This is a genomic window from Clostridium sp. D46t1_190503_E9, from assembly GCF_015555225.1.
Lineage (GTDB): Bacteria > Bacillota > Clostridia > Clostridiales > Clostridiaceae > Clostridium.
The window spans coordinates 59,781-84,527 of record NZ_JADNKB010000014.1 but is presented as its reverse complement, the minus strand read 5'-3'; the positions used below and the strand labels follow the sequence as shown (position 1 = coordinate 84,527).

Annotated in this window: 26 protein-coding genes; 1 reads left to right on the top strand and 25 read right to left on the bottom strand. The window is 29.2% G+C overall.

Features of this window, described 5'->3' with window-relative positions; genetic code table 11:
- Nucleotides 1-5 precede the first annotated feature (5 nt).
- The 9 genes from I2E83_RS15295 to I2E83_RS15255 form a co-directional block, all read right to left on the bottom strand.
- Nucleotides 6-1,196: a tetratricopeptide repeat protein gene (locus I2E83_RS15295; protein WP_195430753.1), complete on the bottom strand. Its 1,191-nt coding sequence runs from the start codon at nt 1,194-1,196 to the stop codon at nt 6-8.
- 23 nt (nt 1,197-1,219) lie between these two features.
- Nucleotides 1,220-1,744: a chromate transporter gene (locus I2E83_RS15290; protein ID WP_195264752.1), complete on the bottom strand. Its 525-nt coding sequence runs from the start codon at nt 1,742-1,744 to the stop codon at nt 1,220-1,222.
- A complete protein-coding gene (locus tag I2E83_RS15285) occupies nt 1,745-2,281 on the bottom strand; it encodes a chromate transporter (protein WP_195264750.1) in 537 nt (178 codons plus the stop codon).
- Between the two features lie 103 nt (nt 2,282-2,384).
- On the bottom strand, nt 2,385-4,004 hold the full coding sequence (gene ptsP / locus I2E83_RS15280; RefSeq protein WP_195264748.1) for a phosphoenolpyruvate--protein phosphotransferase: 1,620 nt from the start codon (nt 4,002-4,004) through the stop codon (nt 2,385-2,387).
- 350 nt (nt 4,005-4,354) lie between these two features.
- Nucleotides 4,355-5,389 carry a ribonucleotide-diphosphate reductase subunit beta gene (locus I2E83_RS15275; protein WP_195264746.1) on the bottom strand — a complete coding sequence of 345 codons (1,035 nt, stop codon included), beginning with the start codon at nt 5,387-5,389 and terminating at the stop codon, nt 4,355-4,357.
- Nucleotides 5,390-5,427: 38 nt separating this feature from the next.
- Nucleotides 5,428-7,659, bottom strand: a complete 2,232-nt coding sequence (locus I2E83_RS15270; protein WP_195264744.1) for a ribonucleoside-diphosphate reductase subunit alpha — start codon at nt 7,657-7,659, stop codon at nt 5,428-5,430.
- Nucleotides 7,660-7,884: 225 nt separating this feature from the next.
- Complete coding sequence (locus I2E83_RS15265; protein WP_195264743.1) at nt 7,885-8,241, bottom strand: arsenate reductase family protein; 357 nt, start codon at nt 8,239-8,241, stop codon at nt 7,885-7,887.
- Nucleotides 8,242-8,292: 51 nt separating this feature from the next.
- Entirely contained in the window at nt 8,293-10,068 is a 1,776-nt protein-coding gene (locus tag I2E83_RS15260; RefSeq protein ID WP_195430751.1) for a HAMP domain-containing sensor histidine kinase, read from the bottom strand.
- A complete protein-coding gene (locus I2E83_RS15255) occupies nt 10,052-10,747 on the bottom strand; it encodes a response regulator transcription factor (RefSeq protein ID WP_195264739.1) in 696 nt (231 codons plus the stop codon). Before I2E83_RS15255 ends, I2E83_RS15260 begins: the two co-directional genes overlap by 17 nt.
- A gap of 182 nt (nt 10,748-10,929) precedes the next feature.
- On the opposite strand from I2E83_RS15255, the gene I2E83_RS15250 reads away from it, so the two are divergent.
- Nucleotides 10,930-11,790 (top strand): YitT family protein, encoded by an 861-nt coding sequence (locus I2E83_RS15250; RefSeq protein ID WP_195264737.1) that lies wholly within the window; start codon nt 10,930-10,932, stop codon nt 11,788-11,790.
- 143 nt (nt 11,791-11,933) lie between these two features.
- On the opposite strand, the gene I2E83_RS15245 is transcribed toward I2E83_RS15250, so the two are convergent.
- The 16 genes from I2E83_RS15245 to rpmJ form a co-directional block, all read right to left on the bottom strand.
- Complete coding sequence (locus tag I2E83_RS15245) at nt 11,934-12,488, bottom strand: Fe-S-containing hydro-lyase (RefSeq protein ID WP_347707767.1); 555 nt, start codon at nt 12,486-12,488, stop codon at nt 11,934-11,936.
- A gap of 42 nt (nt 12,489-12,530) precedes the next feature.
- Nucleotides 12,531-13,373, bottom strand: coding sequence for a fumarate hydratase (locus I2E83_RS15240; RefSeq protein WP_195264733.1), 843 nt, complete (start codon nt 13,371-13,373; stop codon nt 12,531-12,533).
- 595 nt (nt 13,374-13,968) lie between these two features.
- Nucleotides 13,969-14,658 (bottom strand): N-acetylmuramoyl-L-alanine amidase CwlD, encoded by a 690-nt coding sequence (gene cwlD, locus I2E83_RS15235; RefSeq protein ID WP_195430749.1) that lies wholly within the window; start codon nt 14,656-14,658, stop codon nt 13,969-13,971.
- Between the two features lie 128 nt (nt 14,659-14,786).
- On the bottom strand, nt 14,787-16,403 hold the full coding sequence (locus I2E83_RS15230) for a Na/Pi cotransporter family protein (RefSeq protein ID WP_195264729.1): 1,617 nt from the start codon (nt 16,401-16,403) through the stop codon (nt 14,787-14,789).
- 593 nt (nt 16,404-16,996) lie between these two features.
- Nucleotides 16,997-17,389 (bottom strand): 30S ribosomal protein S9, encoded by a 393-nt coding sequence (gene rpsI / locus I2E83_RS15225; RefSeq protein WP_195264727.1) that lies wholly within the window; start codon nt 17,387-17,389, stop codon nt 16,997-16,999.
- A 26-nt stretch (nt 17,390-17,415) separates the two neighbouring features.
- On the bottom strand, nt 17,416-17,850 hold the full coding sequence (gene rplM, locus I2E83_RS15220; RefSeq protein ID WP_008681152.1) for a 50S ribosomal protein L13: 435 nt from the start codon (nt 17,848-17,850) through the stop codon (nt 17,416-17,418).
- Nucleotides 17,851-18,080: 230 nt separating this feature from the next.
- Nucleotides 18,081-18,815, bottom strand: coding sequence for a tRNA pseudouridine(38-40) synthase TruA (truA, locus tag I2E83_RS15215; protein ID WP_195264724.1), 735 nt, complete (start codon nt 18,813-18,815; stop codon nt 18,081-18,083).
- A 27-nt stretch (nt 18,816-18,842) separates the two neighbouring features.
- Entirely contained in the window at nt 18,843-19,646 is an 804-nt protein-coding gene (locus I2E83_RS15210; RefSeq protein WP_195264722.1) for an energy-coupling factor transporter transmembrane component T, read from the bottom strand.
- 11 nt (nt 19,647-19,657) lie between these two features.
- Nucleotides 19,658-20,518: an energy-coupling factor transporter ATPase gene (locus I2E83_RS15205; RefSeq protein WP_195264721.1), complete on the bottom strand. Its 861-nt coding sequence runs from the start codon at nt 20,516-20,518 to the stop codon at nt 19,658-19,660.
- Entirely contained in the window at nt 20,503-21,348 is an 846-nt protein-coding gene (locus I2E83_RS15200; RefSeq protein WP_195264719.1) for an energy-coupling factor transporter ATPase, read from the bottom strand. The genes I2E83_RS15205 and I2E83_RS15200 overlap by 16 nt, the downstream gene beginning before the upstream one ends.
- Before the next feature lie 215 nt (nt 21,349-21,563).
- Nucleotides 21,564-21,905, bottom strand: a complete 342-nt coding sequence (rplQ, locus tag I2E83_RS15195; protein WP_008681157.1) for a 50S ribosomal protein L17 — start codon at nt 21,903-21,905, stop codon at nt 21,564-21,566.
- 14 nt (nt 21,906-21,919) lie between these two features.
- A complete protein-coding gene (locus I2E83_RS15190; RefSeq protein WP_097033900.1) occupies nt 21,920-22,867 on the bottom strand; it encodes a DNA-directed RNA polymerase subunit alpha in 948 nt (315 codons plus the stop codon).
- Nucleotides 22,868-22,969: 102 nt separating this feature from the next.
- Complete coding sequence (gene rpsD, locus I2E83_RS15185) at nt 22,970-23,590, bottom strand: 30S ribosomal protein S4 (RefSeq protein WP_195264718.1); 621 nt, start codon at nt 23,588-23,590, stop codon at nt 22,970-22,972.
- 23 nt (nt 23,591-23,613) lie between these two features.
- Nucleotides 23,614-24,006 (bottom strand): 30S ribosomal protein S11, encoded by a 393-nt coding sequence (gene rpsK / locus I2E83_RS15180; protein ID WP_008681161.1) that lies wholly within the window; start codon nt 24,004-24,006, stop codon nt 23,614-23,616.
- A 15-nt stretch (nt 24,007-24,021) separates the two neighbouring features.
- On the bottom strand, nt 24,022-24,387 hold the full coding sequence (gene rpsM / locus I2E83_RS15175; protein ID WP_016205878.1) for a 30S ribosomal protein S13: 366 nt from the start codon (nt 24,385-24,387) through the stop codon (nt 24,022-24,024).
- 220 nt (nt 24,388-24,607) lie between these two features.
- Nucleotides 24,608-24,721 carry a 50S ribosomal protein L36 gene (gene rpmJ / locus I2E83_RS15170; RefSeq protein ID WP_016205879.1) on the bottom strand — a complete coding sequence of 38 codons (114 nt, stop codon included), beginning with the start codon at nt 24,719-24,721 and terminating at the stop codon, nt 24,608-24,610.
- Nucleotides 24,722-24,747 lie beyond the last annotated feature (26 nt).

The window sequence follows — 24,747 nt, the reverse complement described above, 5'->3', positions numbered from 1 at the left end:
TATAGTTAATTATTTAAGATATCGTCTATATTACTATTATTATAAATTGAGTTTGAATACTTAGATGCAAGCTCTTTTGCATAGTATTTACTTTTATCAGTATTCAAATCCTTATAAAGTAAAGATATCTTATAATAAGACTCTTCTATATAGTTCCCATTTTCGTAGCTAGATATATACTTTTCAAAACTTTTTATTGCTTGGTCATTCATCCCTAATCTTTCATACGTTGAAGCTAGCAAAAATATTATATCATCATTTAAATGGTTATTCTCTGAATATAAAACTGTATCCTCTAATATATCTCTAGCAGCATCATAATTTTCTTCAGCAAACAAATTAGTTGATTCAATATAATTTTCTCTTATTTCTTCTTCTGTTAATGCATTGTGTTCTAAATCAACTTCTTCTTTATCTTCTATACCATCATTAATTTCTTCCATAACATTACTGACTTCTTCTGTCTCATTACTAATTTCTTCTGTACTATTATCAATAGAATTTAAAATTCCCCCCGAATTTTCTTCTACTATACTTTCATTTTTATTAGCTATATCAAAACTACTTTCTGTATTATTTTTTGAATTATTTTGTAATTTATATTTCACTAGGATTCCTGATACTATAATAATACATATTATAGATGTTACTAGAATGGGTTTTATTCCAATATTTCTATTACTGTTTGTATTTAATATTTCATCTATTTCTTTATTAATACTATTAGCTAATATATTACCCTTATCTAAAGAGAATACTTTTTCAATGCATCTTTTACAATCATCATATTGCCCTTTTCTCATATAACATATTGCTAAAGCATTATTTACATTTATAGAATTATAGTCACTTTCTTTACAATACATCAAAACTTCTATAGCTGCATCTATATTTAAGTCTTCTATTAATTTTTCTGCATCTTTAAATAAATCTCTTCTTTGGAAATCTCTTTCTATATCTTTTAAATACGCTTCGGAAATTTCATCTTCATTATTATATTTGTTTATTTTCCATAATGAGATTGCATCTTCAAGATCTCCTTTTAAATATAACAGTAGGCCTTTTAAATTAAGTAAATTTGAATCTTGTAAGTCTCTTGATATACCTACCTCGCAAACTAATATAGCTTTATCTATATATCCATCATTATATAAACTAAGTGCTTTTTCATAAGTCTTTATACCCTTTTTTCTCATTTATAATTACCTCATTTTAATTTTTATAAGTAGAATATTAATCCTATTATTGCTGCTATTACTATAACTAATATAGGGTGTACTTTTTTACTTAATAGTATTACTCCTATTATCGAAGTTATTATGATACTCTTTAAATCTAAATAGGATTCTTTAGCTAGATCTAAAAAAGCTTTTATTATTAAAGCAATTAGAACTGGTCTCATTCCCATTAATGCCGCTTTAATAACTGTAGATTCTTTAAATTTTTCTAATGTTTTACTAATTATAGATACTAATATAAAGGATGTTATAACTACTCCTAAAGTTGCCATAACACTTCCTAAAACCCCAGCCAATTTGTACCCTACGAATGTTGCTGAATTTATTGCAACTGGTCCTGGTGTCATTTGTGATATTCCTATAATATCCAAAAATTCATTTATACTAATCCAATTATTATTTTCTACTATTTCTCTTTGAATAAAAGGAAGCATAGCATAGCCTCCACCGAAGCTAAATGAACCTATCTTAAAGAAAGAAAAAAATAATTTTATCAATAACTCCAACTAGCTCACCTTCCTTCTTAAAAAGATGATTCCATATATAGCTGATGCCATTATTACTATAATTGGATGAATATCAAAAAATGTTAATGCTATAAGTGCTACTATTATTGTTAGAACTGTTCTTTTATTCTTTTCTAACCCCTTACTCAAGCTTATTGCTCCAACTAGTACTAACATAGGAACTGCTGCAGTTATCCCTTTAAAAGCAGCATTAACATAATAGTTATTTCTAAACTGCATAAAGAAAGCTGCAATTATGATAATTATTAAAAACGATGGTAATATGACTGCTAATAGAGCCATTATAGCGCCTATTAATCCTCCAATTTTATACCCAAGAAATATTGAACAATTAACCGCTAATGCACCTGGAAGACTTTGTGATACAACTAATACATCCATAAACTCTTCTTTTTCAATCCATTTTTTATTATTAACAACCTCCTCTTCTATTAATGGAATCATTGCATATCCGCCTCCAAAGGTAAAAGCTCCTATTTTAAAGAATGCAATAAACATTTCTAGAACTTTTTTCATATTTTCACCACCTTAGTTAATCCTATATATTTATTATGCATATAAGATATTAATTTAAAATAAAAAAGTCGCATTTATAGTATGCGACTTTTCTTTATTTTAATTATTCTTGTTCTAATATTATTTTCTTAGCTGTTAAGATTGATGTAGCACTCATTGAGAATTCATCTAAACCATATTCAACTAATGTTGGAATTGCAGCTTCATCTCCAGCCATTTCTCCACACATTCCAACCCATTTGCCATGCTTATGAGCTCCATCTATAGTCATCTTTATTAATCTTAATACAGCTGGATGCATTGGATTATAAAGGTATGATACTTTTTCGCTCATTCTATCAGCCGCTAAAGTGTATTGAATTAAATCATTTGTTCCTATTGAGAAGAAATCTACATGCTTAGCTAATTCATCTGCATATACAGCCGCAGCAGGGATTTCAACCATTATACCCCATTGAATTTTTTCTGAGTATTCTATTCCTTCTGATTTTAATTCAGCTTTACATTCATCTACAAATTCCTTTGCAGCTTGGAATTCTTCTAAACCTGAAATCATAGGGAACATTACTGCAAGATTTCCATAAACAGAAGCTCTTAATAAAGCTCTTATTTGAACCTTGAATATATCTTTTCTATCTAAGCATAATCTTATAGCTCTGTAGCCTAAGAAAGGATTCATTTCTTGTGGTAATGGTAAGTATGGAAGTGTTTTATCTCCACCAATATCTAGTGTTCTTATAACAACTTGTTTTCCATCCATTATTTCAAGAACTTTCTTATAAGCTTCGAATTGTTCTTCTTCTGTTGGAGCTGAATCTCTATCCATGTATAAGAACTCAGTTCTGAATAGTCCAACACCATCTCCACCATTTGCAACTACTGCTTCAGCATCTGCTGGTGAACCTATGTTTCCACATACTTCAACTCTTCTTCCTGATTTAGTAACTGTCTTTACAGTTATTAATTTCTTTAATTCTTCTTGTTCTGCTAAGAACTTTTCTCTCTTAGCTGTATATTCATCTATAACTGATTGCTCAGGATTTATTATACATATTCCTTCAATACCATCAACTATAATAGTATCTCCATTTTTAACTGATGTAGTTATATCTTTTAGACCTACTATTGCTGGTATTTCTAATGTTCTAGCCATAATAGCAGAGTGAGAAGTTCTTCCTCCGATATTAGTTAAGAAACCAACAACTTTGCTTCTATCTAATTGAGCTGTATCTGATGGAGTTAAATCGTGAGCTACAACTACAGTATTTGCTTCAGTTATTGCAAATGCATCTCCACCTTTTCCTGCTAAGTTTGAAATTATCCTCTTAGAAACGTCTTTTATGTCAGCAGCTCTTTCTTTCATGTATTCATCTTCCATTGAATCAAAAATCATTACAAACATATTTGTAACGCTTTCAACCGCTTTCATTGCATTGACGCTATTTGATTCTATTTCTAATAGCATCCCACCAGTAAATTCTGGGTCATCTAATAAAGTTAGGTGAGCTTCGAAAACTTGAGCTTCATGTTCTCCTATTTCTGCTAAAGCTTTATCTCTAATAGCAGTTAGTTGAGCCCTTGCTTGCTCTAAAGCTTTTTGTAGCACTTCTTTTTCTGCTTCTACATTAGAAACTTTTGCATCTGTTATTACTATTTCTTCATGTTCTTGTAAAAATACTTTTCCTATTGCATAACCTTTAGACGCAGCTATACCTTTTTTCATTTCCGAGATTCCTCCTTAATAATAGCTATAAATTCAAATTATATATGAAATTTATAGAAAGTACTAATCTGTTTTTTTAATTACAACTACAATGTATTATAACATATTTTCCGCCTATGTTAATAAGAATACACATAATTTTTATTATTTTCTATCATTTATTTTATTTTTTTATTCATTTTATTTGCATATTTTCTATATAAGTATAATTATTCTAAAAAATTTTACATTTTTTTCAAAGAAACTATTATTTTTTTACTTTTTATTTAATATATTTATTGATTTTATTATAGTAAAAAAGGATATCTAAAAATGTATATTTTATAGATATCCTTACATTTTATTGTTTTTTATAAATCATCTATGAGAGCCCCAGCCTTAGCATAAGCAGTTGATTTTGCTTCAAAGAAATCTGTCTTAACTGAATTAGCATCTGATAATATATCTACCCAAGCTGCTGGGTTATTATCATAACCTTCATAAATTTCATCTAATCCTATAGCCTTCATTCTTAAATTTCCTAGATATTTTATATAATCATTAATTAAATTTTTATTTATTCCTTGAATATTATCACCTATAACATAATTTCCCCAAGAAATTTCATGCTCAACTGCAGTTTTCATCATTTCTTTTAGTTGATTTTTTACTTCTTCTGTAAATATTTCAGGTTGCTCTAATTGTAATTCTTTTAATATATTTCTAAATAACCAAAGATGAGTATTTTCATCTCTATTTATATATCTAATTTCTTGTGCTGACCCAGGCATCTTACCATTTCTCTCTAAATTATAGAAGAACATAAATCCTGAATAAAAATATATTCCCTCTAAAATATAGTTTGCCATTATAGTTTTAATAAGATTTTCTTGAGTTGGTGCTTCTAAGAAATTATTATATAGCTCACCTATAAATTTATTTCTTTCTAATAATATTTTATCATCTTTCCATTGATATAATATTTCATTTCTTTTTTCTGGAGAGCATATTGTATCTAACATATAGCTATAACTTTGTGAATGAACAGCTTCTTGAAAAGCTTGTATTGTTAGGCATAAATTAACTTCACTTGCTGTAATATAATTATTTATATTAGATAAATTCGCTGTTTGTATTGAGTCTAAGAATATTAAGAAAGAAAGTATTTTATCATAAGCTGTTCTTTCTTCATGTGTCAATTTATTATAATCTTTTAAATCTTGAGCAAGATTTATTTCTTCTGGAATCCAGAAGTTATTCATTGCTTGCCTATACCAATCTGAAACCCAAGTATATTTCATATTATTAAAATCATTTAAGTTAGTAGTATTTCCATTTATCATTCTCTTTTTAGATGTTTCAGTATCACCAAACTCATTAAAAAGAGGTTTCTTATTTATAAACATTTATTACCCTCCAAGACCTTATTAGTATTATCACAAACTTATGCTGAACAACTTTCGCAATCACTTACTGTTAATGATTTTGAACGCACATAGTATATGGATTTAACTCCAGATTTGCAAGCTTCTATATATAAATTCATAATTTGTCTCATAGTATAATTAGTTGTTATATATAAATTAAATGATTGCCCTTGATCTATATGTCTTTGTCTTACTCCGTTTATTTGCACGCACCATTTTTGATCTATATTATACGCAGAATTATAGTACCAATAGTTTTCTTCATTTAAATTTGGCGCAGTTTTTGGTATTATACTTCCCTTCTTTTCCTCAAGCCAGAATCTTGCCATTACTGGGTCTATGCCTTCTGAAGTTCCTGCTATAGTTGCTGTAGATCCATTCGGAGCTACTGCCATTAAATATCCATTTCTCATTCCATAAGTATTTACTTCTTCTCTTAGAACGTTCCATTTTTCTGATTTATAATCCCTAAGATCAAAATAATTTCCATTATCCCAGTCTGATCCTTCGAAACATGAATATCTTCCTTTTTCTTTTGAAATATTCATACTTGCTTTTATTGCATGATAATTAATTCTCTCGTAAACATCATCTGCAAACTCTTTATGTCTATCTTCTGTCCAATGAATTAAATTATTTGCAAGCATATGGTGATATCCGCTTGTTCCAAGCCCTATTGCTCTATATTTTTTATTAGTTACTTCTGCAAATGGTACTGAATAATAGTTCAAATCTATTACATTATCCATAGCTCTTATTTGAGTTTCTACAACATATCCAAGTTCTTCATCATTTTTAACATCAACATTTCCTAAAACTACTGATGATAAATTACATACTACAAAATCACCTGATTTTGTTCTTTCAACTATTATAGTATCTCCATTTTCATCTTTTACTTCAGATTGTTGAATATCCATTGGACTCATATTTTGCATAATTTCAGTACAAAGATTTGATGAATATATCATTCCTTTATGTTTGTTTGGATTCATTTTATTTACTGTATCTCTATAGAAAGCAAATGGTGTTCCAGTTTCAGCAGCACTCTTTATTATTAATCTAACTATTTCTTTTACTGACATTACCCTTTTGCTTATATTCTCGTCTTCAACACATTCATAATATTTCTTTTCCCACTCTTCTCCATAGAAGTCTTCTAATGAATAGCCCTTTGCTAACCTAATCTCATGAGGACACATCATATACCAATTTGCATCTATATCTGTTTCTGCAAGCTTCCAAAATAAATCTGGATAACAAAGCCCTGGAAAAACATCATGTGCTTTCTTTCTATCGTCACCATTATTAGTTTTTAATTGTAAAAACTCAGGTAAATCCTTATGCCAAGCATCTAACCATATAGCAACTGATCCATTTCTTACTCCTAATTGATCTACCGCTATGGCTGTATCATTAAATAATTTTACCCATGGTATCACTCCACCAGAAGCTCCCTTGAATCCTCTAATAGGTGATTCTAAAGCTCTAACTTTACCAATGTATATTCCCATTCCACCACCAAACTTTGAAACTTCTGCAAAGTTATCAAGTGACTTATATATTCCCTTTAAGCTATCTTGTACTGTATCTATAAAGCATGAGCTTAGTTGATAAAATGGCTTTCTAGCATTAGACATTGTTGGTGTTGCCATAGTTGCCTTAAGAGAACTTAATACATCGTAAAATCGCTTTGCCCATAGTACTCTTACTTCTTTCTTTTCTGGAATTGCTAGATGCATTGCTATTCCCATAAACATTTGTTGTGGAAGTTCTAATGTACTTCTATCAAAATCTTGAACTAGGTATCTTTTTGCTAAAAGGTTTATTCCACTATAAGTAAATAAAAAGTCTCTTTCTGGTTTAATTTCATTTTCTAATTCTATTATTTCCTCTTTTGTATAATTTTCTAATATGTATTTTCCATAAAGTCCTTTATCAGTTAATTGATTTATAAATCCATATAAATCGCCATATATATTATCGTCGTTAGTAAGTCCTCTACTTTTTCTTATTTTATCATAAAGTTTAAACACATATAGTCTTGCTGCTGCATTTTGCCATTGTGGTTCTGTATCTGATGTAAGCTCTAAAGCTACTTGTATTATTGAATTTCTTATTTCTTCATCTTCCATATTAGGTCTAACTATATGATTTAATGCTTCTAAAAGCCTCTCCTCTGTATAAATACCTTGACCATTATCTATTCCATCTAAAGCTAACCTACAAATATTAAGTAAATGTGTCATACTCTTCCCCTTCCACTACATATAGTATGTAATACTCTTTCCATTTCCATCAATATACAATATATAGTTAATTATAATTTCTATTTTTTCCTTTGTAAAATTTAATAATCTAATACTAAACAAGAAAAAATGGAGATATTCATTTAATATCTCCTTTTTTCACCTTTAATAACAGCTTTTATAAATAATTTTTATTTCTTAGAATTAAAAGTTAAATAACATTTATTACTTTAACTTTTCTATCCATTCTTCTTCTTTAAATCCTACTAAAACAGTATTATCTTTTATTACTATTGGTCTTTTTACAAGCATTCCATTAGATGCTAATATATCTAAAAGTTCATCTTGAGGTAATACTTTAACTTTATCTTTTAATTGCATTTCCCTATATAATACACCTGATGTATTAAAGAATTTATTTATTGGTAAACCACTTTTAGCTATCCAATCTTTAAGTTCCTCTTTTGTTGGATTTTCATCAGCTATATGTCTATCTATAAATTCTATATTATTTTCTGTTAAAAACTTCTTTGCTTTTCTACATGTAGTACACTTTGGATATTCAACAAATAAAACTGACATATTTATCACTCCTATATTTAATTATTATTATTTAATTATTATTATAACATATTATTTCTTAGGTATGATTAAATAAATTTTAAACATGTCACCTTCTACTTCGATTTTTATATTCCCATTATGAAGTTCTACTATGCTTTTTGTAATTGCAAGCCCCATTCCCGATCCTTCTATAGATGAATTTCTTGATTTATCAGCTCTTGCAAATCTCTCAAAAATATCTTGTGTATTAAAGTCCATTTCATAATTGGATATATTTTTAAAAGATACCTCTACAGAGTTTTCTTTAGAAGTTATATCTATATATACTCTAGTATTATTAAGTGAATATTTTAAGGCGTTTACAATTATATTTTCAAATACTCTAGACATTAATTTACCATCTAAATCAACAAAAATTTCATCCTCATTTGTACTTACCTTAAATTCCATATTTTTTTCTTCATATAAATTTGAGTACTCTCCAATACCTTGATATACTAAAGAAACTATATCTATTTCATGCTTTTCTATAGTCATTTTCCCACTGTTTAATTTTGATACTTCAAATAAATCTTCTATAAGAGTCTTTAATCTCTTTGAATTTCTATCTAATATAGTCAAATAATCTTTTCTTTCCTCTTCTGTTATATTAGTATCATTTAATATATTTACATAGTTTATTATTGATGTTAATGGTGTTTTTAAGTCGTGAGAAACATTGGAAATTAGCTCTGTTTTTAATTTCTCATTTTTTACCTTTTCATTTAAAGCTATTATATATCCTTCTCTTATTTGATTTATATTTTCTACTAATTCTTTAACTTCTCTTTCTCCAATATCACTTAGTTTATATTCTAATTCACCTGAATTAATTTTCTTTAGTCCATCATTAATAACTGAAATATCAAGACTTTTCTTTAAGGAATATAATACACAACCTAATGGAATCAGCACCAAGATTAACGTTCCCTTAAATGGATATCTAGTTAAAAATGTTACTAAAACATTTTGGTTTCTTATTCCTGCAATTAAATATAAATAAACTAGTATTACTGCTATTGCTCCCCCAAAAGAAAGCATCATTTTATTACGTGTATTTTTGTATTTGTAGCCATATCTTAAAACATAAATAAGTCTCTTTAAAACTTTAATTTCTAAATGTATATTTTTACTGTTAATTATAGAGTTTACTATTATCTTTAATAAAAGCACTATAGCAAGTATTGTTGATATTATCATTATTTTTGCTGTTATAGTATCTGTTTTTATAAGATATGTATATACGCTAGGGTCTCTATAATATATCTCTATATATTTATCTACATTTTGTTTAATTATCTTATCTGTAGTACTAGTAACATAATAATTATATTTATCTTTATTATCTATTCTAACAGATGAATATCCAAATTCCTTTAGATACGTATTTATACTATCTTCACGCAAAGCTACAGTATTATCATCCTTTTCTACTGCTTCACGCAACTTTATATCATTAGTAGTGAAATTTCCTGTTTCTTTATTTATTAGTGCATAAAATAAATCCCCATAAAAATAATTATTTTCTGATAGATGTTCATTTTCATATTCTAATGCTCTAATATCTTCCAGATTATTAGTATGTGAATATATATATTTTGATATATCTTTACTTTCATAATATATCATTGATTCTATGTATTTATCTTTATTTAATAATGCATCAAATGTTCCCGCTCCTAAATCTGAAAAAGTATTATTAAAAGATTGATAATATCCTATAGTTAATGTAACTAATAATATACATACGGTTAAAATTTCTATTCCCCATACACCAGTTATATACCTTTTAATCTTCTCTTTCAATTTTATATCCAACTCCCCACACTACCTTTATATATTCAGGATCCTTTGTATTAAGTTCTATCTTTTCTCTTATCCTTCTAATATGAACAGTTACAGTATTTTCACTTCTATAAAATGGTTCCTCCCATACTTTTTCATATATTTCTTTTATAGAAAAAACCCTTCCTAAGTTTGATGCTAGAAGTTGAAGTATTTTAAATTCTGTTGCCGTAACTTTTACCTCTTCTCCCCTTAAGAAAATTGTTTTTTCTTTATTATTTATTATTAAGTCCTTTACTTCTATTATATCCGGACTCTCACCTTCTAATTCTAAGGGTTTTTGGTATCTTCTTAATTGAGACTTAACTCTTGCAACAAGCTCTAAATGATTAAATGGTTTAGCTATATAATCATCAGCACCTACATTTAATCCTAATATCTTATCACTGTCTTCTCCTTTGGCTGATAACATTATAATGGGTAAATTTCTTTTTTCTCTAATCTTTAAACATGTCTTTATCCCATCCATTCTTGGCATCATTATATCTAAAACTATAAGATGTATTTTTTCTTTATCCAATAACTCTAATGCCTCTACACCATCTTTAGCTTTAAACACCTTCATGCCTTCTCCTCTTAGATATATATCAATAGCATCTCTAATTTCCTTTTCATCATCTACTACTAAAACGTTAAACATATTTTCACCCCTCTATCTTATCTTATAACTATAATATCTTATATTATAAAATTTTACTAATTGTAAAAATTACATTTTTATTAAAATAATCAAATATCACTATAAGTTATTATTAACATTCGATAGTATTTAATATATAATTTTAGTGTATATTTCTAACAGATAATTTTAAGGAGTTTTATATGTTACATAAACTTACAATTAACAAACACATGATTTTAGATTTCTTTTTTATTTTTGTTGGATGTGTAATAGCATCTCTTGGAGTTAATTTATTCTTAGTTAATGCTCAATTACTTAGTGGTGGCGCTACTGGCATAGCACTTATTTTACAATATTTAGCTGAAGTACCTTCTGGTATAACTGTATTTATAATTAATATTCCTTTATTTTTTATAAGTTATAAAATGCTAAATAAGAGATTTACTATATACTCTGCAGTTGGGATGATCTCGTTATCAATTTCACTTATAATCACGAAACCCTTATCTAATTTAGTTAAAGTAGATGATATATTACTTTATTGTATTTACGGTGGAGTTTTATGTGGTTTAGGCTATGGGTTAGTTTTTTCAAGAAATGGTTCAACTGGAGGGACTGATATCATAACAATGGTGCTTAGGAAGAAGTATTCTAACTTTGAAATAGGTAAGCTTAGCTTCGCTATTAACTGTATAATAGTTTTTATAGGCGCATTAATTTTTGGTCTTCCTAAAGCTCTATATACTTTGATTTCTATGTTTGTTCAAGGAACTATAGTGGATAAAGTTATTAATGGATTTAATAGTAAAAAGTTACTATTAATATTAACTGAAAAAGAACAAGAAATAATAGAGTATGTTATTAAAGATATGAATAGAGGAGTTACTTCTCTAATTGCTGAAGGTGAGTACACTCATGAGCTTAAGAAAATGCTTTATATTGCTGTAACATCATCTCAAATGATACATTTGAAGAGTAAAATATTAAGAATAGATCCTAAAGCATTTATTACAATAATAGATGTTTCTGAAGTCAATGGAAAGGGATTCCATAAAATTTAATATTAATTATTTTTTAAAATATACAATAATTTTACCCCCATATATTAGGCTTTATTTTTATCTAATACGGGGGTAATTTTTTTATTCAAATTTATAAAATCAATATACTTATATTAAAGCAAATGAAAGCTTCTTACCAATTATCATATTGAATTTAAATAAGCCCTTTGCCCTTCTTTATATAAGTTATTACCGTTTACATCTATTATAACTATTAAAGGCATATCTATCACTTCCATTTTTCTAATAGCTTCTGCACCTAAATCTTCATATGCAATTATCTCTGATGAAACTATACTTTTAGAAATTAATGCAGCAGCGCCTCCAATTGCCCCTAGATATATAGCCTTATTTTTTACTATTGAATCAACTACCTCTTGGTTTCTAGCACCTTTTCCTATCATTGCCTTTAGCCCTAAATCTAGTAACCTAGGTGAATACGCATCCATTCTATAGCTTGTAGTTGGTCCAGCTGATCCTATAACTTGTCCTTCTTTTGCTGGACTTGGTCCTACATAATATATAGTCTCTCCTTCAATATTTATTGGTAAATCATCGCCTGAATCTAGTAAATCAACTAATCTCTTATGTGCTGCATCTCTAGCTGAATATATAGTACCTGTTAGTAAAATTGTGTCTCCTACTCTTAAATCTTTTATTTTTTCATATGTTAAAGGAGTATTTATTTTTTTTTCCACAGTTTCTTTTCTTATTTCTTTATTTTCCACAATTTTATCCCCCTATAAAATTATTTCTTTGTGCCTAGTTGCATGACAACTTATATTTACAGCCACAGGCAATCCTGCTATATGTGTTGGATATGTTTCAATATTAAGACCTAACGCCGTGGTCTTTCCACCAAAACCTTGTGGCCCTATTCCAAGACTATTTATTTCTTTTAGTAGCTCTTCCTCTAAATCACTATAGAACTTATTATTATGTCCATTATTTATAGGTCTTAATAAGGCTTTTTTTGCTAAATATGCAGCTTTATCGAATGTTCCCCCTATGCCTACCCCTATAATCATAGGAGGGCATGGATTAGGACCAGCTTCTTTTACTACCTTTATTATAAAATCCTTAACTCCTTGTATTCCATCCGAAGGTTTAAGCATCTTTATTTGACTCATATTTTCTGAACCAAATCCTTTTGGGGCAACAGTTATTTTTACTTTATCACCAGGAACTATATCATAATATATTATAGCTGGAGTATTATCATTGGTATTGACCCTATCTATAGGATCCTTAACTACAGATTTTCTTAAATATCCTTCTTCATATCCTCTTCTAACACCTTCGTTTATAGCCTCTTCAAGACTTCCTCCTACTATATGAACATCTTGTCCAATCTCCATAAAAACACATGCTATACCTGTATCTTGACACATTGGCATTTTTTCATTCCTTGCCACTTCTGAGTTTATCATTATTTTATCCAGTATATCATTAGCTAATCCCCAAGTTTCTTCCCTTTTAGCAATACTTAAAGCTTCATACACATCATTAGATAAATTATAATTTGAATCTATGCACAATCCCTTAATAGCATCTTTAATTTTTTCAACACATATAGTCTTCATAAATATATCCTCTCCCTAACTTAATGTATTTTTTGTTAAAATATTAAATTATACTAGTTGAAAATTTATATATTTCAAAAAACTTTATAGATATATCAGTAATGCATCTATTTTTTATCAAAAGTCAAAAACAACTTATTCATATTTATATCAATATAAAGCTTTTCATAAATATTTTATCATATTTTTAAATAATAAAAACTATATATTAATAAACATGTTTAAGGAGAGTATGTAATGAATATAAATTTAAGTAAAATTGCTAAATTTATAGTTTATTTTATTATTGCTATTTTAGTCTTATTTATAATTTATACTTTAATTACTTTCATTAATTTTAAAGAAATACCTCCAAACAGCCTCAAGGTAAACAGTTTTATTTTTTCTTAAATAAATATTTGATTATCTAATTTAATATTTAAGGCTATAAGCTACATAACCAAAGTATATATAATAATTAAATTTCATCAACATTAATTGTTAAAAATAAAGCAAGATATATTATACAAATGTAATATATCTTGCTTTTACTTAATATAATATAAAAAACTTTTTCGACAACATCTTTTTATATATTTCCCAGGAAACCATCTTATTAATTTACTATTTTATTTATTTCTTCAAAATATTTGTCTATTCCCAATGATATTCCTTGAACTATTGCATTTTGATGTTCTTCTGTTTGTAGCCTTTGCTCCTCTTCTGGATTAGATAAAAATCCACATTCTACTAAAACAGATGCACCTTCATACTTATCTCTTAATATTAAATAAGAATCTCCAGCAGGTTTTGATACTCTTTTATTATTATCCTTAACTGTCTCCTTAATTGATTCTTGTATATTATCAGCTAGCTTTTTACTTATTTCATTAGATGCATGCCAAACTTGAGCTCCGTAACATTTAGATTGCGGAAACATATTTTGATGAATTGACACAAAAACATCACACTTTGTCTCAGCCTTTAAATCTCTTCTCTTTTTAAGATCTTCCCTCTTCTTTTCTTTTATTGTAGCCCCCTTTTCTTCTAAGCCCTGATCTCCTTCTCTTGTTAAATAAACCTTATATCCCTTATTCTCTAAAACCTCCTTAAGCTTTAAGCTTATTTGAAGGTTTATATCTTTTTCTATCACACCTGATTTTGATTTTGCCCCACCATCAAATCCACCATGTCCTGGATCAATTAGTATTATCTTTTGATTTGTTTCTTCTGCAAAAACTTTGATAGGTACAATACATGATAGTGATATAATTATACATAAAATTATTGATTGTAATTTTTTCATTTGTTTGCCTCCATAATATTTATAAAAGTACTTGTAAAAATATTATGTCCATATTATTGATTTTTCTTTCTAATAAAAAAATCCCCAGTATTAGGATTTAATATCCTATACTAGAGATTTTTATATTTTTAGCTATTTTCTATAACACTTTCTGCTATGTTTGTTGAATGGTCTGAAATTCTTTCTAAATTACTTAATAAATCTAAGAATATAGCTCCTGCATATGCATTACAAGTTCCATCATAAAGTCTCTTTATATGAAGTTCTCTATATTTCTTTTGTAATCTATCAACTTCTGATTCTATGTCTTCAATACTTTTAGCCTTTTCTACATCCTTTTTTGCATAGCTATCTATAGCTACTTGTAAAGCCTCATTAGTTTTATTATACATATTATTTATTTGTTCTAATGCTTGATTACTATATTCAAGTTTTTTAGAAATTTTTTGTGATGTTAAATCTGCTATATTTTCAGCATGATCACCTATTCTTTCTATATCATTTATAACATGGAATGTTGCCGCTACTATACTTAGCTCTTTATCAGATAAGTCACATTTAGAAAGCTTAACTAAATAATTTGTGATAGCTTCATTTAATGTATTTATAATAACTTCATTGTCATAAACTTTTTTAATTAGCTTTTCATCATTTTTTTCAAAAGCTTCTAATGCTAAAGCTAATCCTTTCTTAGCTTTCTTAGCCATTCTTAATGTTTCTTTAGCAACTTGTCCTGCTGCTATAACAGGAGTTTCTAATAATCTATCATCTATATACTTTGGTCCTGGTTTATCCTCTTCATCATCTCCTGGAATAATTCTATTTACAGTTTTAATCAATATGCCAGTTAAAGGTAGCATTATTGCAGTATTTACTATATTAAAGACTGTATGAGCATTAGCAATTTGTCTACTAACATCTTCTGGGCTTATAGTTGATACTACATCACCTAAAATACCACTAATTAACACCGGTATAAATATTAACGTACCGCCTAAATTAAATATTAAATGTAAAATTGCAGCTTTATGTGCAGTCTTATTTGTACCAACTGATGCAAGCATTGCAGTAATACATGTGCCTATATTACATCCAAATACTATAGGAAGGGCATCATATATATTAATTGCTCCTGCAGTTGCTAATGCTACTAAAATCCCTGTAGTTGCTGATGAACTTTGTAGAATAGCTGTTATAACTGCTCCTGCTATAATTCCTAAATACCACTTATCTCCTACTGTTGATAAGATATTATTGAAAATAGGTGAAGCAGTTAAAGGTTTCATTGCAGCACTCATTTGCCCCATTCCAACAAATAGTATACCGAAACCTAATATTATGTTACCTATGTCTTTTCTCTTTTTACCCATAGCAAACATAACCATAAACGCCCCTACAAAAACAAATAATGGAGCAATCTGATCTAATTTAAATGCAACTAATTGTGCAGTAATTGTAGTACCTATATTGGCACCCATTATAATTCCTGCCGCTTGAGCTAAATTCATTAGCCCTGCGTTTACAAATCCAACTACCATTACAGTTGTAGCACTACTACTTTGTATTACTGCTGTAACTATTGCTCCCACTATAACAGCTATAATTGGATTTTTAGTTACTTTTTCAAGAATTGACTTTAATCCATCACCAGCAGCATTTTCTAAGCCGTCTCCCATTATTTTCATACCATAAATAAATAGACCTAGTCCGCCAAGTAACTGTATAATAACCTTTAATGATTCCAAAGTTATTCTCCTTTTCAACATTATTTTTACATTTTTAGTTTACAATATTTTTTTACATTTGTTAAGTAATTAAATATATTTTTAACATGATTTTAATATAGTAAAACTTACTTTATTTAGTTTTCATATTCTTAATTTGAACTTTTATGTTTTTAAGATATATTAGCTGCAGTTAATCTCTAGCTTATATTATCTATATTTCCAATTACCACTATGCTCTATAAGCCAATTAAGCTATCCAAAGCACCTTTTTCTTTTCATTTGCTATAACAATAAACTGTAAAAATTCTTACTAACATTTCTCCTATTTGTATAAACCTTTCGCTACTTGCATCCTATATGAACAAACTTGGTTCTAGCATCTTCTGTTAATTTTTCTTACATTTCTTTTGGAATAACAGTAAAAATGCATATATTCATTTCACTATCTTTTTCATATATAAAAAGAATCTCTTCTGATATTGTCTCATATAGTTTCTATCCCTATAATTCTCACTCTTTCTAGCTTCAAAAGTTTAACACTATTATAAATTAAAATAAAAAAAATAAATCCCACAACCATAAGGTTTGTGGGATTTTTGAAGTTCCATATATTATCTCTTTGAGAATTGTGGAGCTCTTCTTGCCTTTTTAAGACCGTATTTCTTTCTTTCTTTCATTCTTGGATCTCTAGTTACGAAACCTGCCTTCTTTAATTCTGGCTTTAAGTTTTCGTCAGCTTTTACTAAAGCTCTAGTTATTCCGTGTCTGATAGCTCCAGCTTGACCTGTGAATCCACCACCGTGAACGTTAACTAAAACGTCAAATCTATCCTTAGTTCCAGTTAAAACTAATGGTTGGTTAACTATCATTCTTAAAGTTTCTAAACCGAAATAGTTTTCTATTTCTCTATTATTTATAACTACTTTACCGTTTCCTGGTACAAGTCTAACTCTTGCGATTGATTTTTTTCTTCTTCCAGTACCCATGTATTGAACTTTTGCCATTTTTTATTCCTCCTCCCGAGCGCGTATTAGTACTTTAATTCAAGTACTTCTGGTTTTTGAGCATCATGTCCGTGCTCAGTACCTCTATATACTTTTAGCTTCTTAAGCATTTTTCTTCCTAAAACTCCTGTTGGAAGCATTCTTCTTACAGCTTCTTCGAAAGCGAATTCAGGCTTCTTTGCTAATACTTCTCTGTATGGAGTCTCTTTTAATCCACCTGGATATAAGCTGTGCTTTCTCATTAATTTTTGATCTAACTTCTTACCAGTTAAAACAACCTTTTCTGCATTGATTACGATAACGAAATCTCCACAGTCAACATTTGGTGTAAATGTTGGTTTATTTTTTCCTCTTAAAATTGATGCAACTTGGCTAGCAACTCTTCCTAGTGGCTTTCCAGCAGCGTCAACAACATACCATTTTCTTTCAACTTCTTGTGCTTTAGCAATGTATGATTTCATGTTTTTCCCTCCCTGAACTTACATTTGTGCTTTACTTATTAAGTACTGCTTTTATGTCAAGACCCGGGGCTAGTGGATCTTATATACATAAATTATTCTAACAAACATACATTATTATAATACACGCTTACGGGCGTGTCAACTATTTTAAGTAATTATTTTAAGTAATTATTTAAACTAATTATTTAAACTAATTATTTAAACTAATTATTTAAAATCATTGTTATATTCTAATAATAAACTTTTTCTAATACTAAGCCAGTTGCTGGGACACATATTCCGGCTTTTTTTCTATCTTTACTGTGTATTATATTTTGCACTTCTATTGGATCAATTTTATTAGATCCCACCATTATTAATGTTCCAACTATTATTCTTACCATATTATATAAAAAGCCATCACCAGTAACATAAATTTTTATTACGTCATTTTGTACATCTATATGTAAGTCTGATATTGTTCTTACAGTTGTCTTTACCGAACTTCCACTACTCTTAAATGCCATAAAATCTTTAGTTCCTATAAAGTATTTACATGATTCTTTCATATCTCCTATATCTAATTTACGCTTTACATGATACACATAATCTTTTCCTATTGCAGAATTAACATCTCTATTTAATATAGAATAAGAATAAGTCTTCCCTTTTGCACTATATCTTGAATGAAAATCTTCTTCTACTTCCTCAGATTTTAAAATTACTATATCATTAGGTAATCTATAATTAATAGCTTCTCTAAATTTTTCTGATGGTATTTTACTATTGGTTTTAAAATTAGCTACAAATCCTCTTGCGTGAACTCCAGCATCTGTTCTTGAACTTCCGATAACCTCAACCGCTTCATTAGTTAAGAGGCTAATAGCCTCTTCTAATGTTTCTTGGATTGTTGCTCCTATCTTTTGCTTTTGCCATCCTAAATAATTTGTTCCATCATATTCTAAAGTTAGTTTAATATTTCTCATATTTTTAATCACCTTTGCTCATATTACTTAAATAGCAAATCTAACCAATAAACTTCCTACAAATAAAATAGAAAATACAGCAAATGCTATAGCATCTCTATTTGTAAATTTCAGCTGTTTCATTCTTGTTCTTCCATTGCCACCTCTATAAGCCCTAGCTTCCATTGCCATTGCAAGTTCATCAGCTCTTCTAAATGAACTAATAAATAGTGGTACTAATAATGGTATCAGACTTTTTGCCTTTTGAATTATTCCGCCAGTTTCAAAATCCGCTCCCCTTGCTTTTTGTGCCATCATTATTTTATCTGTTTCATCCATTAATGTTGGTATAAATCTTAATGCTATCGTCATCATCATTGCAAGTTCATGAGCTATTTCTTTACCAATTGGCCTTAATAGTCTTTCTATACCATCTGTTAGTTCGATTGGTGATGTTGTTAATGTCAGTACAGATGTACCCATTATTAAGAAGATAAGTCTTAATGCCATAAATGCAGCTGTTCTTAATCCTTCTTCATATACTTTCAAAAATCCTAGCTCAAATATTAGTGTATCTGCTGTTCCCTTAATCATAAAAATATTTAAAACCGCAGTAAATATTATAAGAAAAAATACAGGCTTTAATCCCTTATATAAATATCTAGGTGGCAATTTAGCAATATATACTGTTAATGCTAAAAACCCAACAATTAATATATATCCAATAAACTTATCTACGACAAATAAGGATATAATAAATAATATTGATAATAATATCTTTGTTCTAGGATCTAACTTATGAACAAAAGTTTCACCTGGTATGTATTGACCTATAGTTATATCTTTTATCATTTTTGCTCCCCCTAGCTCTTAACTTCCTTTAATATTCTTAATAGCTCTTCTTTTCCTTGCTCTATAGTATAAACTTCATCTGAAACATTAAATCCTCTTCTTTTTAATTCTCGCATAAGGTAAGTTACTTGTGGAACTGCAAGACCTATATTTTCTAATGTTTCAACTTCCTTAAATACTTTAGCCGGTGCTCCTTCTAAAGCTACCGCTCCCTTATTCATAACTATTATTCTTTCAGCAAGCTTACCTACATCCTCCATGCTATGGCTAACTAATATTATAGTCATTTTATATTCATCATGTAATATCTTTATTTGATTTAGAATATCATCTCTACCTTTTGGATCTAAACCTGCTGTTGGCTCATCTAATATAAGGACTTTAGGTTCCATAGCAATTACACCTGCTATCGCTACTCTTCTCTTCTGCCCTCCACTTAAATCAAATGGAGACTTATTTCTATAAGTATCATAATCAAGCCCCACCATTTCCATAGACCTTTTTACTCTTTTTGTTATCTCTTCATCGGATAAACCTAGATTTCTTGGCCCAAATTCTATATCTTTTTCTATAGTTTCTTCAAATAATTGATATTCTGGATATTGGAATACTAACCCTACCTTTTTTCTAATATCAGTAAGCCTTACACCTTCCTTTGTAATGTCTTCCCCATCAACTATTATTCTTCCTGATGTGGGCTTAAGCAATCCATTCATATGTTGAATTAACGTTGATTTGCCCGATCCCGTATGACCAATAAGTGCAACAAATTCACCTTCATTTATCTCTATATTAACATTATTTAAAGCCACTTTTTCAAAAGGTGACTTTGGCATATATACATGTACTAAGTTCTCTATTTTAATTGACATAACGCATCCACCATCTCATCTACATTTAAAATATTTGTATCTATATTTATACCGTTATTCTTTAATTCATAACAAAGTTCAGTAACTTGAGGAACATCTAAACCGATGTCCTTCATTTGCTTTACATTAGAAAACACTTCTCTTGGTTTTCCCTCCAAAATTATCTTTCCATCATCCATAACAAGTACCCTATCTGCCTGTGCTGCTTCATCCATATAATGAGTTATAAGAACTATAGTAATCCCATATTTCTCGTTTATTTCTTTAATATTATTTAATACTTCTCTTCTTCCTGAAGGATCTAACATTGCAGTAGGCTCATCAAAAATTATGCATTCTGGCTTCATAGCTAAAATTCCAGCTATCGCAATTCTTTGCTTTTGTCCACCTGAAAGCAAATGAGGTGCATGTCTTCTATATTCATACATTCCAACTTTTTTTAAACTTTCATCTACTCTTTTTCTTATTTCTTCTGGAGGAACACCTAGATTTTCTGGCCCAAAAGCAACATCTTCTTCAACTATAGTTGCTACTAACTGGTTATCGGGATTTTGAAAAACCATTCCAGCCTTTGCTCTTATTTTCCATAAATTATTAGGATCCGATGTATCTAAACTATCTACAATTACAGTGCCTTCAGAAGGCATAAGTAACGCATTCATATGCTTAGCTATAGTAGATTTCCCTGATCCATTATGACCTAAAACTACTAAGAATTCACCCTTTTCAACTTCAAAACTAACGCCATTTACAGCGTATCTTTCCTCTTCTCCCTCATGTGCTCTATATTTAAAAGATACATCATTACATTTAATCATTGTTTCTTTCATATATAGCCCTCCTTTTATCGCTTAACTTATCGCTTAACTTATATCTTAAATATTATATAAAAACTTATTAGTGTATATACATTTAACATAAGAATATTATAATATACATTTGCTTAATTACAATTACTTTATAATAAATTTATAAGATCTTATATAATATTTAAATTTGAATATGTAAAAATGGGGACTAAGTTATTAACTTAATCCCCTGTATATTATACTAATTCAAGTATAACAACTTCTGCTCCGTCCCCTCTTCTTGGACCCTTTTTGTACATTCTAGTGTATCCACCATTTCTTTCTGCGTACTTTGGAGCAACATTGTCAAATAGGTTTTGAACTACTTCTTCTTCATTTACAAAAGCTAAAACTTGTCTTCTAGCGTGAAGGTCACCTCTTTTTGCTAAAGTGATCATCTTTTCAGCTAATTTTCTTGTTTCTTTTGCTCTTGTTTCAGTTGTTTCTATTTTACCATGCTTTAAAAAGCTTGTAACAAGGCTTCTTAGCATAGCTCTTCTTTGGTCAGTAGGACGACCTAATTTACGATAACCTGCCATGTGGATTTACCTCCTTACTCATCGTTTAGTCTTAATCCTAAGCCTAATTCCTTAAGCTTTCTTTCGACTTCCTCTAAAGATTTCTTTCCTAGATTTCTTACCTTCATCATATCATCCATTGATTTTCCAGCAAGTTCTTGAACTGTATTTATTCCAGCTCTCTTTAAACAGTTATATGATCTAACTGATAAATCTAGCTCTTCTACAGTCATTTCTAGTACTTTCTCTTTTTTATCTTCTTCTTTTTCTATCATAATCTCTACATCATTAGTACTATCTCCTAATGACATAAATAATTTGAAATGTTCTATAAGTATTTTTGCTGATAAGCTTATAGCTTCATCAATCTTTATAGTTCCATTAGTCCAGATTTCTAAAGTTAATTTATCGTAGTCAGTAATTTGACCAACTCTTGTATTTTCAACAGTAAAATTAACTCTTTTTACTGGTGTATAAATTGAGTCAACAGCTATAGCTGATAATGGAAGGTCTTCACTCTTATTTTTATTTTGAGTAACATATCCTCTTCCTCTATTAACTGTAATCTCCATATATAACTTTGCATTATCATCTAATGTAGCAATATGAAGATCCTTGCTTACAACTTCAACATCTCCATCAGTTTTAATATCTGCACCTGTAACTACTCCTGGTCCTTGAGCATCTATATATATTGTCTTTGGACCTTCACCATTCATAATTAATGCTAAAGATTTAATGTTTAATATTATTTCTGTAACATCTTCTTTAACACCTTGTACAGTTGAAAATTCATGTAGTACTCCATCTATCTTTACTGAAGTTGGAGCTGCACCTGGAAGTGATGATAAAAGTATTCTTCTTAAAGCATTTCCAAGAGTTATACCATATCCTCTTTCCAATGGTTCAACTACATATTTACCATAAGTACCATTTTCATTTGCTTCTATACATTCTATTATTGGCTTTTCGATTTCTAACATGCACAAACCCTCCTTATATTTTAAATGGCAACATTATTCTGAGGGCAACTGCTTATATATTTGTATTGTAAGAAAAATCTTAACAATACAAATACTAAACTATTACTTGCTGTATAACTCAACGATAAGAGTTTCATTAACTGGAACGTCAATATCTTCTCTTGATGGCTCAGCAACTATTTTACCTGAATAATTTTCAACATTTGCTTCTAACCACTTTGGTAATGTCTTTGGATTTTCAATAAATGTCTTGAATTTTTCAGTTCCTCTGCTCTTTTCTGTTACTAATATTTCATCGTTAACAGAAACCTTGTATGAAGGAATGTCAACTTTCTTACCATTTACTAAGAAATGTCCATGATTAACTAATTGTCTAGCTTCAGCTCTTGAAGCACCATAACCTAGTCTGTAAACAACGTTATCTAATCTCATTTCTAATAACTTAAGTAAGTTTTCACCAGTGATACCCTTCATATGATCAGCCTTTTCATAGTAAGCTCTGAATTGGCTTTCTAATACTCCGTATATTCTTCTAGCTTTTTGCTTTTCTCTTAATTGTACGCCATAGTTAGATAGTTTTTTCTTAGCTGCTCCATGTTGTCCTGGTGCATAACTTCTTCTAACAAAAGCACATTTATCTGTATAACATCTATCCCCTTTAAGGAATAATTTCATACCTTCTCTTCTACATAATCTACATGTAGCTCCAGTATATCTTGCCATTAATTACACCTCCTATATGAATACTAGACTCTTCTTCTCTTTGGTGGTCTACATCCGTTGTGTGGGATTGGAGTAACGTCTTTAATTAAAGTTACTTCTAATCCTGCCGCTTGTAAAGATCTTATAGCTGCTTCTCTTCCAGCTCCTGGTCCCTTTACATATACTTCTATACTCTTTAATCCGTGTTCCATAGCTGCTTTAGCTGCTGTTTCTGCTGCCATTTGAGCTGCGAATGGAGTACTCTTTCTTGATCCTCTGAAGCCTAAAGCTCCTGCGCTTGACCATGATAGAGCATTTCCTGCCGCATCAGTTAAAGTAACTATTGAGTTATTGAAAGTTGATTTGATGTGTGCAGCACCATGCTCAACGTTCTTTCTTTCTTTTCTTCTTCTAGTCTTTTTAACTTTTTGAGCCATCGAATTCCCTCCTCACTACTTCTTCTTATTTGCGATAGTTTTCTTTGGACCTTTTCTAGTTCTTGCGTTAGTCTTAGTCTTTTGACCTCTAACTGGAAGACCTTTTCTATGTCTTATTCCTCTGTAACATCCAATTTCTACTAATCTTTTAATGTTTAAAGCAACTTCTCTTCTTAAGTCACCTTCAATTGTTAAAGTCTTTACGTATTCTCTAATTTTTGTTACTTCTTCTTCTGTAAGATCCTTAACTCTTGTGTCAGGATTAACTCCTGTTTCTGCTAAAATCTTATGTGAAGTAGAAAGTCCTATACCGTATATATATGTTAGACCTATTTCAACTCTTTTTTCTCTTGGTAGGTCTACGCCTGAAATTCTTGCCATTAAAACTTACACCTCCTGATATTGAAATGCATACAACTTTAATTATATGTGTGTATTTTATATATAAAATCCTAGGTCAGTAGAGCATATCTCTACTGTCAGCCGCACCTAAAATTTATCCGCTTAATTAAATGCCTATATAATCATATTTGACTTTAAGTGAAAAGTCAATAAATTTTACATAGTAAAATAATACTTTTTTGCCTATACTTTGATTGTATTAGCCTTGTTTTTGCTTGTGCTTAGGATTTTCACAGATAACCATTACTTTTCCTTTTCTTCTTATAATCTTGCACTTTTCGCAAATAGGCTTAACTGATGGTCTTACTTTCATCGCTAACCCTCCTTGTAATACTTCGT

Coding starts and splice junctions, on each gene's coding strand:
- I2E83_RS15240 (WP_195264733.1), bottom strand. CDS start 13,373: ATGAAGACTATATGTGTTGAAAAAATTAAAGATGCTATTAAGGGATTG.
- rplQ (WP_008681157.1), bottom strand. CDS start 21,905: ATGGCAGGTTATCGTAAATTAGGTCGTCCTACTGACCAAAGAAGAGCT.
- I2E83_RS15210 (WP_195264722.1), bottom strand. CDS start 19,646: ATGATAAAAGATATAACTATAGGTCAATACATACCAGGTGAAACTTTT.
- I2E83_RS15255 (WP_195264739.1), bottom strand. CDS start 10,747: ATGTTTAACGTTTTAGTAGTAGATGATGAAAAGGAAATTAGAGATGCT.
- I2E83_RS15295 (WP_195430753.1), bottom strand. CDS start 1,196: ATGAGAAAAAAGGGTATAAAGACTTATGAAAAAGCACTTAGTTTATAT.
- rpsD (WP_195264718.1), bottom strand. CDS start 23,590: ATGGCAAGATATACTGGAGCTACATGTAGATTATGTAGAAGAGAAGGT.
- I2E83_RS15270 (WP_195264744.1), bottom strand. CDS start 7,659: ATGACACATTTACTTAATATTTGTAGGTTAGCTTTAGATGGAATAGAT.
- rpsI (WP_195264727.1), bottom strand. CDS start 17,389: ATGGCAAAAGTTCAATACATGGGTACTGGAAGAAGAAAAAAATCAATC.
- I2E83_RS15285 (WP_195264750.1), bottom strand. CDS start 2,281: ATGAAAAAAGTTCTAGAAATGTTTATTGCATTCTTTAAAATAGGAGCT.
- rpsK (WP_008681161.1), bottom strand. CDS start 24,006: ATGGCTCAAAAAGTTAAAAAGACTAGAAGAAGAAAAGAAAGAAAGAAC.
- I2E83_RS15190 (WP_097033900.1), bottom strand. CDS start 22,867: ATGTTAGAAATCGAAAAGCCAATAATAGAATGTATAGAAGCAAATGAA.
- I2E83_RS15265 (WP_195264743.1), bottom strand. CDS start 8,241: ATGTCAGTTTTATTTGTTGAATATCCAAAGTGTACTACATGTAGAAAA.
- rpsM (WP_016205878.1), bottom strand. CDS start 24,387: ATGGCAAGAATTTCAGGCGTAGACCTACCAAGAGAAAAAAGAGTTGAA.
- rplM (WP_008681152.1), bottom strand. CDS start 17,850: ATGAAATCATACATTGCTAAAGCACAAGAAGTTGAAAGAAAATGGTAT.
- ptsP (WP_195264748.1), bottom strand. CDS start 4,004: ATGAAAAAAGGTATAGCTGCGTCTAAAGGTTATGCAATAGGAAAAGTA.
- cwlD (WP_195430749.1), bottom strand. CDS start 14,658: ATGAAAAAATTACAATCAATAATTTTATGTATAATTATATCACTATCA.
- I2E83_RS15250 (WP_195264737.1), top strand. CDS start 10,930: ATGTTACATAAACTTACAATTAACAAACACATGATTTTAGATTTCTTT.
- I2E83_RS15200 (WP_195264719.1), bottom strand. CDS start 21,348: ATGAAAGAAACAATGATTAAATGTAATGATGTATCTTTTAAATATAGA.
- truA (WP_195264724.1), bottom strand. CDS start 18,815: ATGAGAAATATTAAACTAACTTTAGAATATGATGGAACAAATTATTTA.
- I2E83_RS15275 (WP_195264746.1), bottom strand. CDS start 5,389: ATGTTTATAAATAAGAAACCTCTTTTTAATGAGTTTGGTGATACTGAA.
- rpmJ (WP_016205879.1), bottom strand. CDS start 24,721: ATGAAAGTAAGACCATCAGTTAAGCCTATTTGCGAAAAGTGCAAGATT.
- I2E83_RS15205 (WP_195264721.1), bottom strand. CDS start 20,518: ATGTCAATTAAAATAGAGAACTTAGTACATGTATATATGCCAAAGTCA.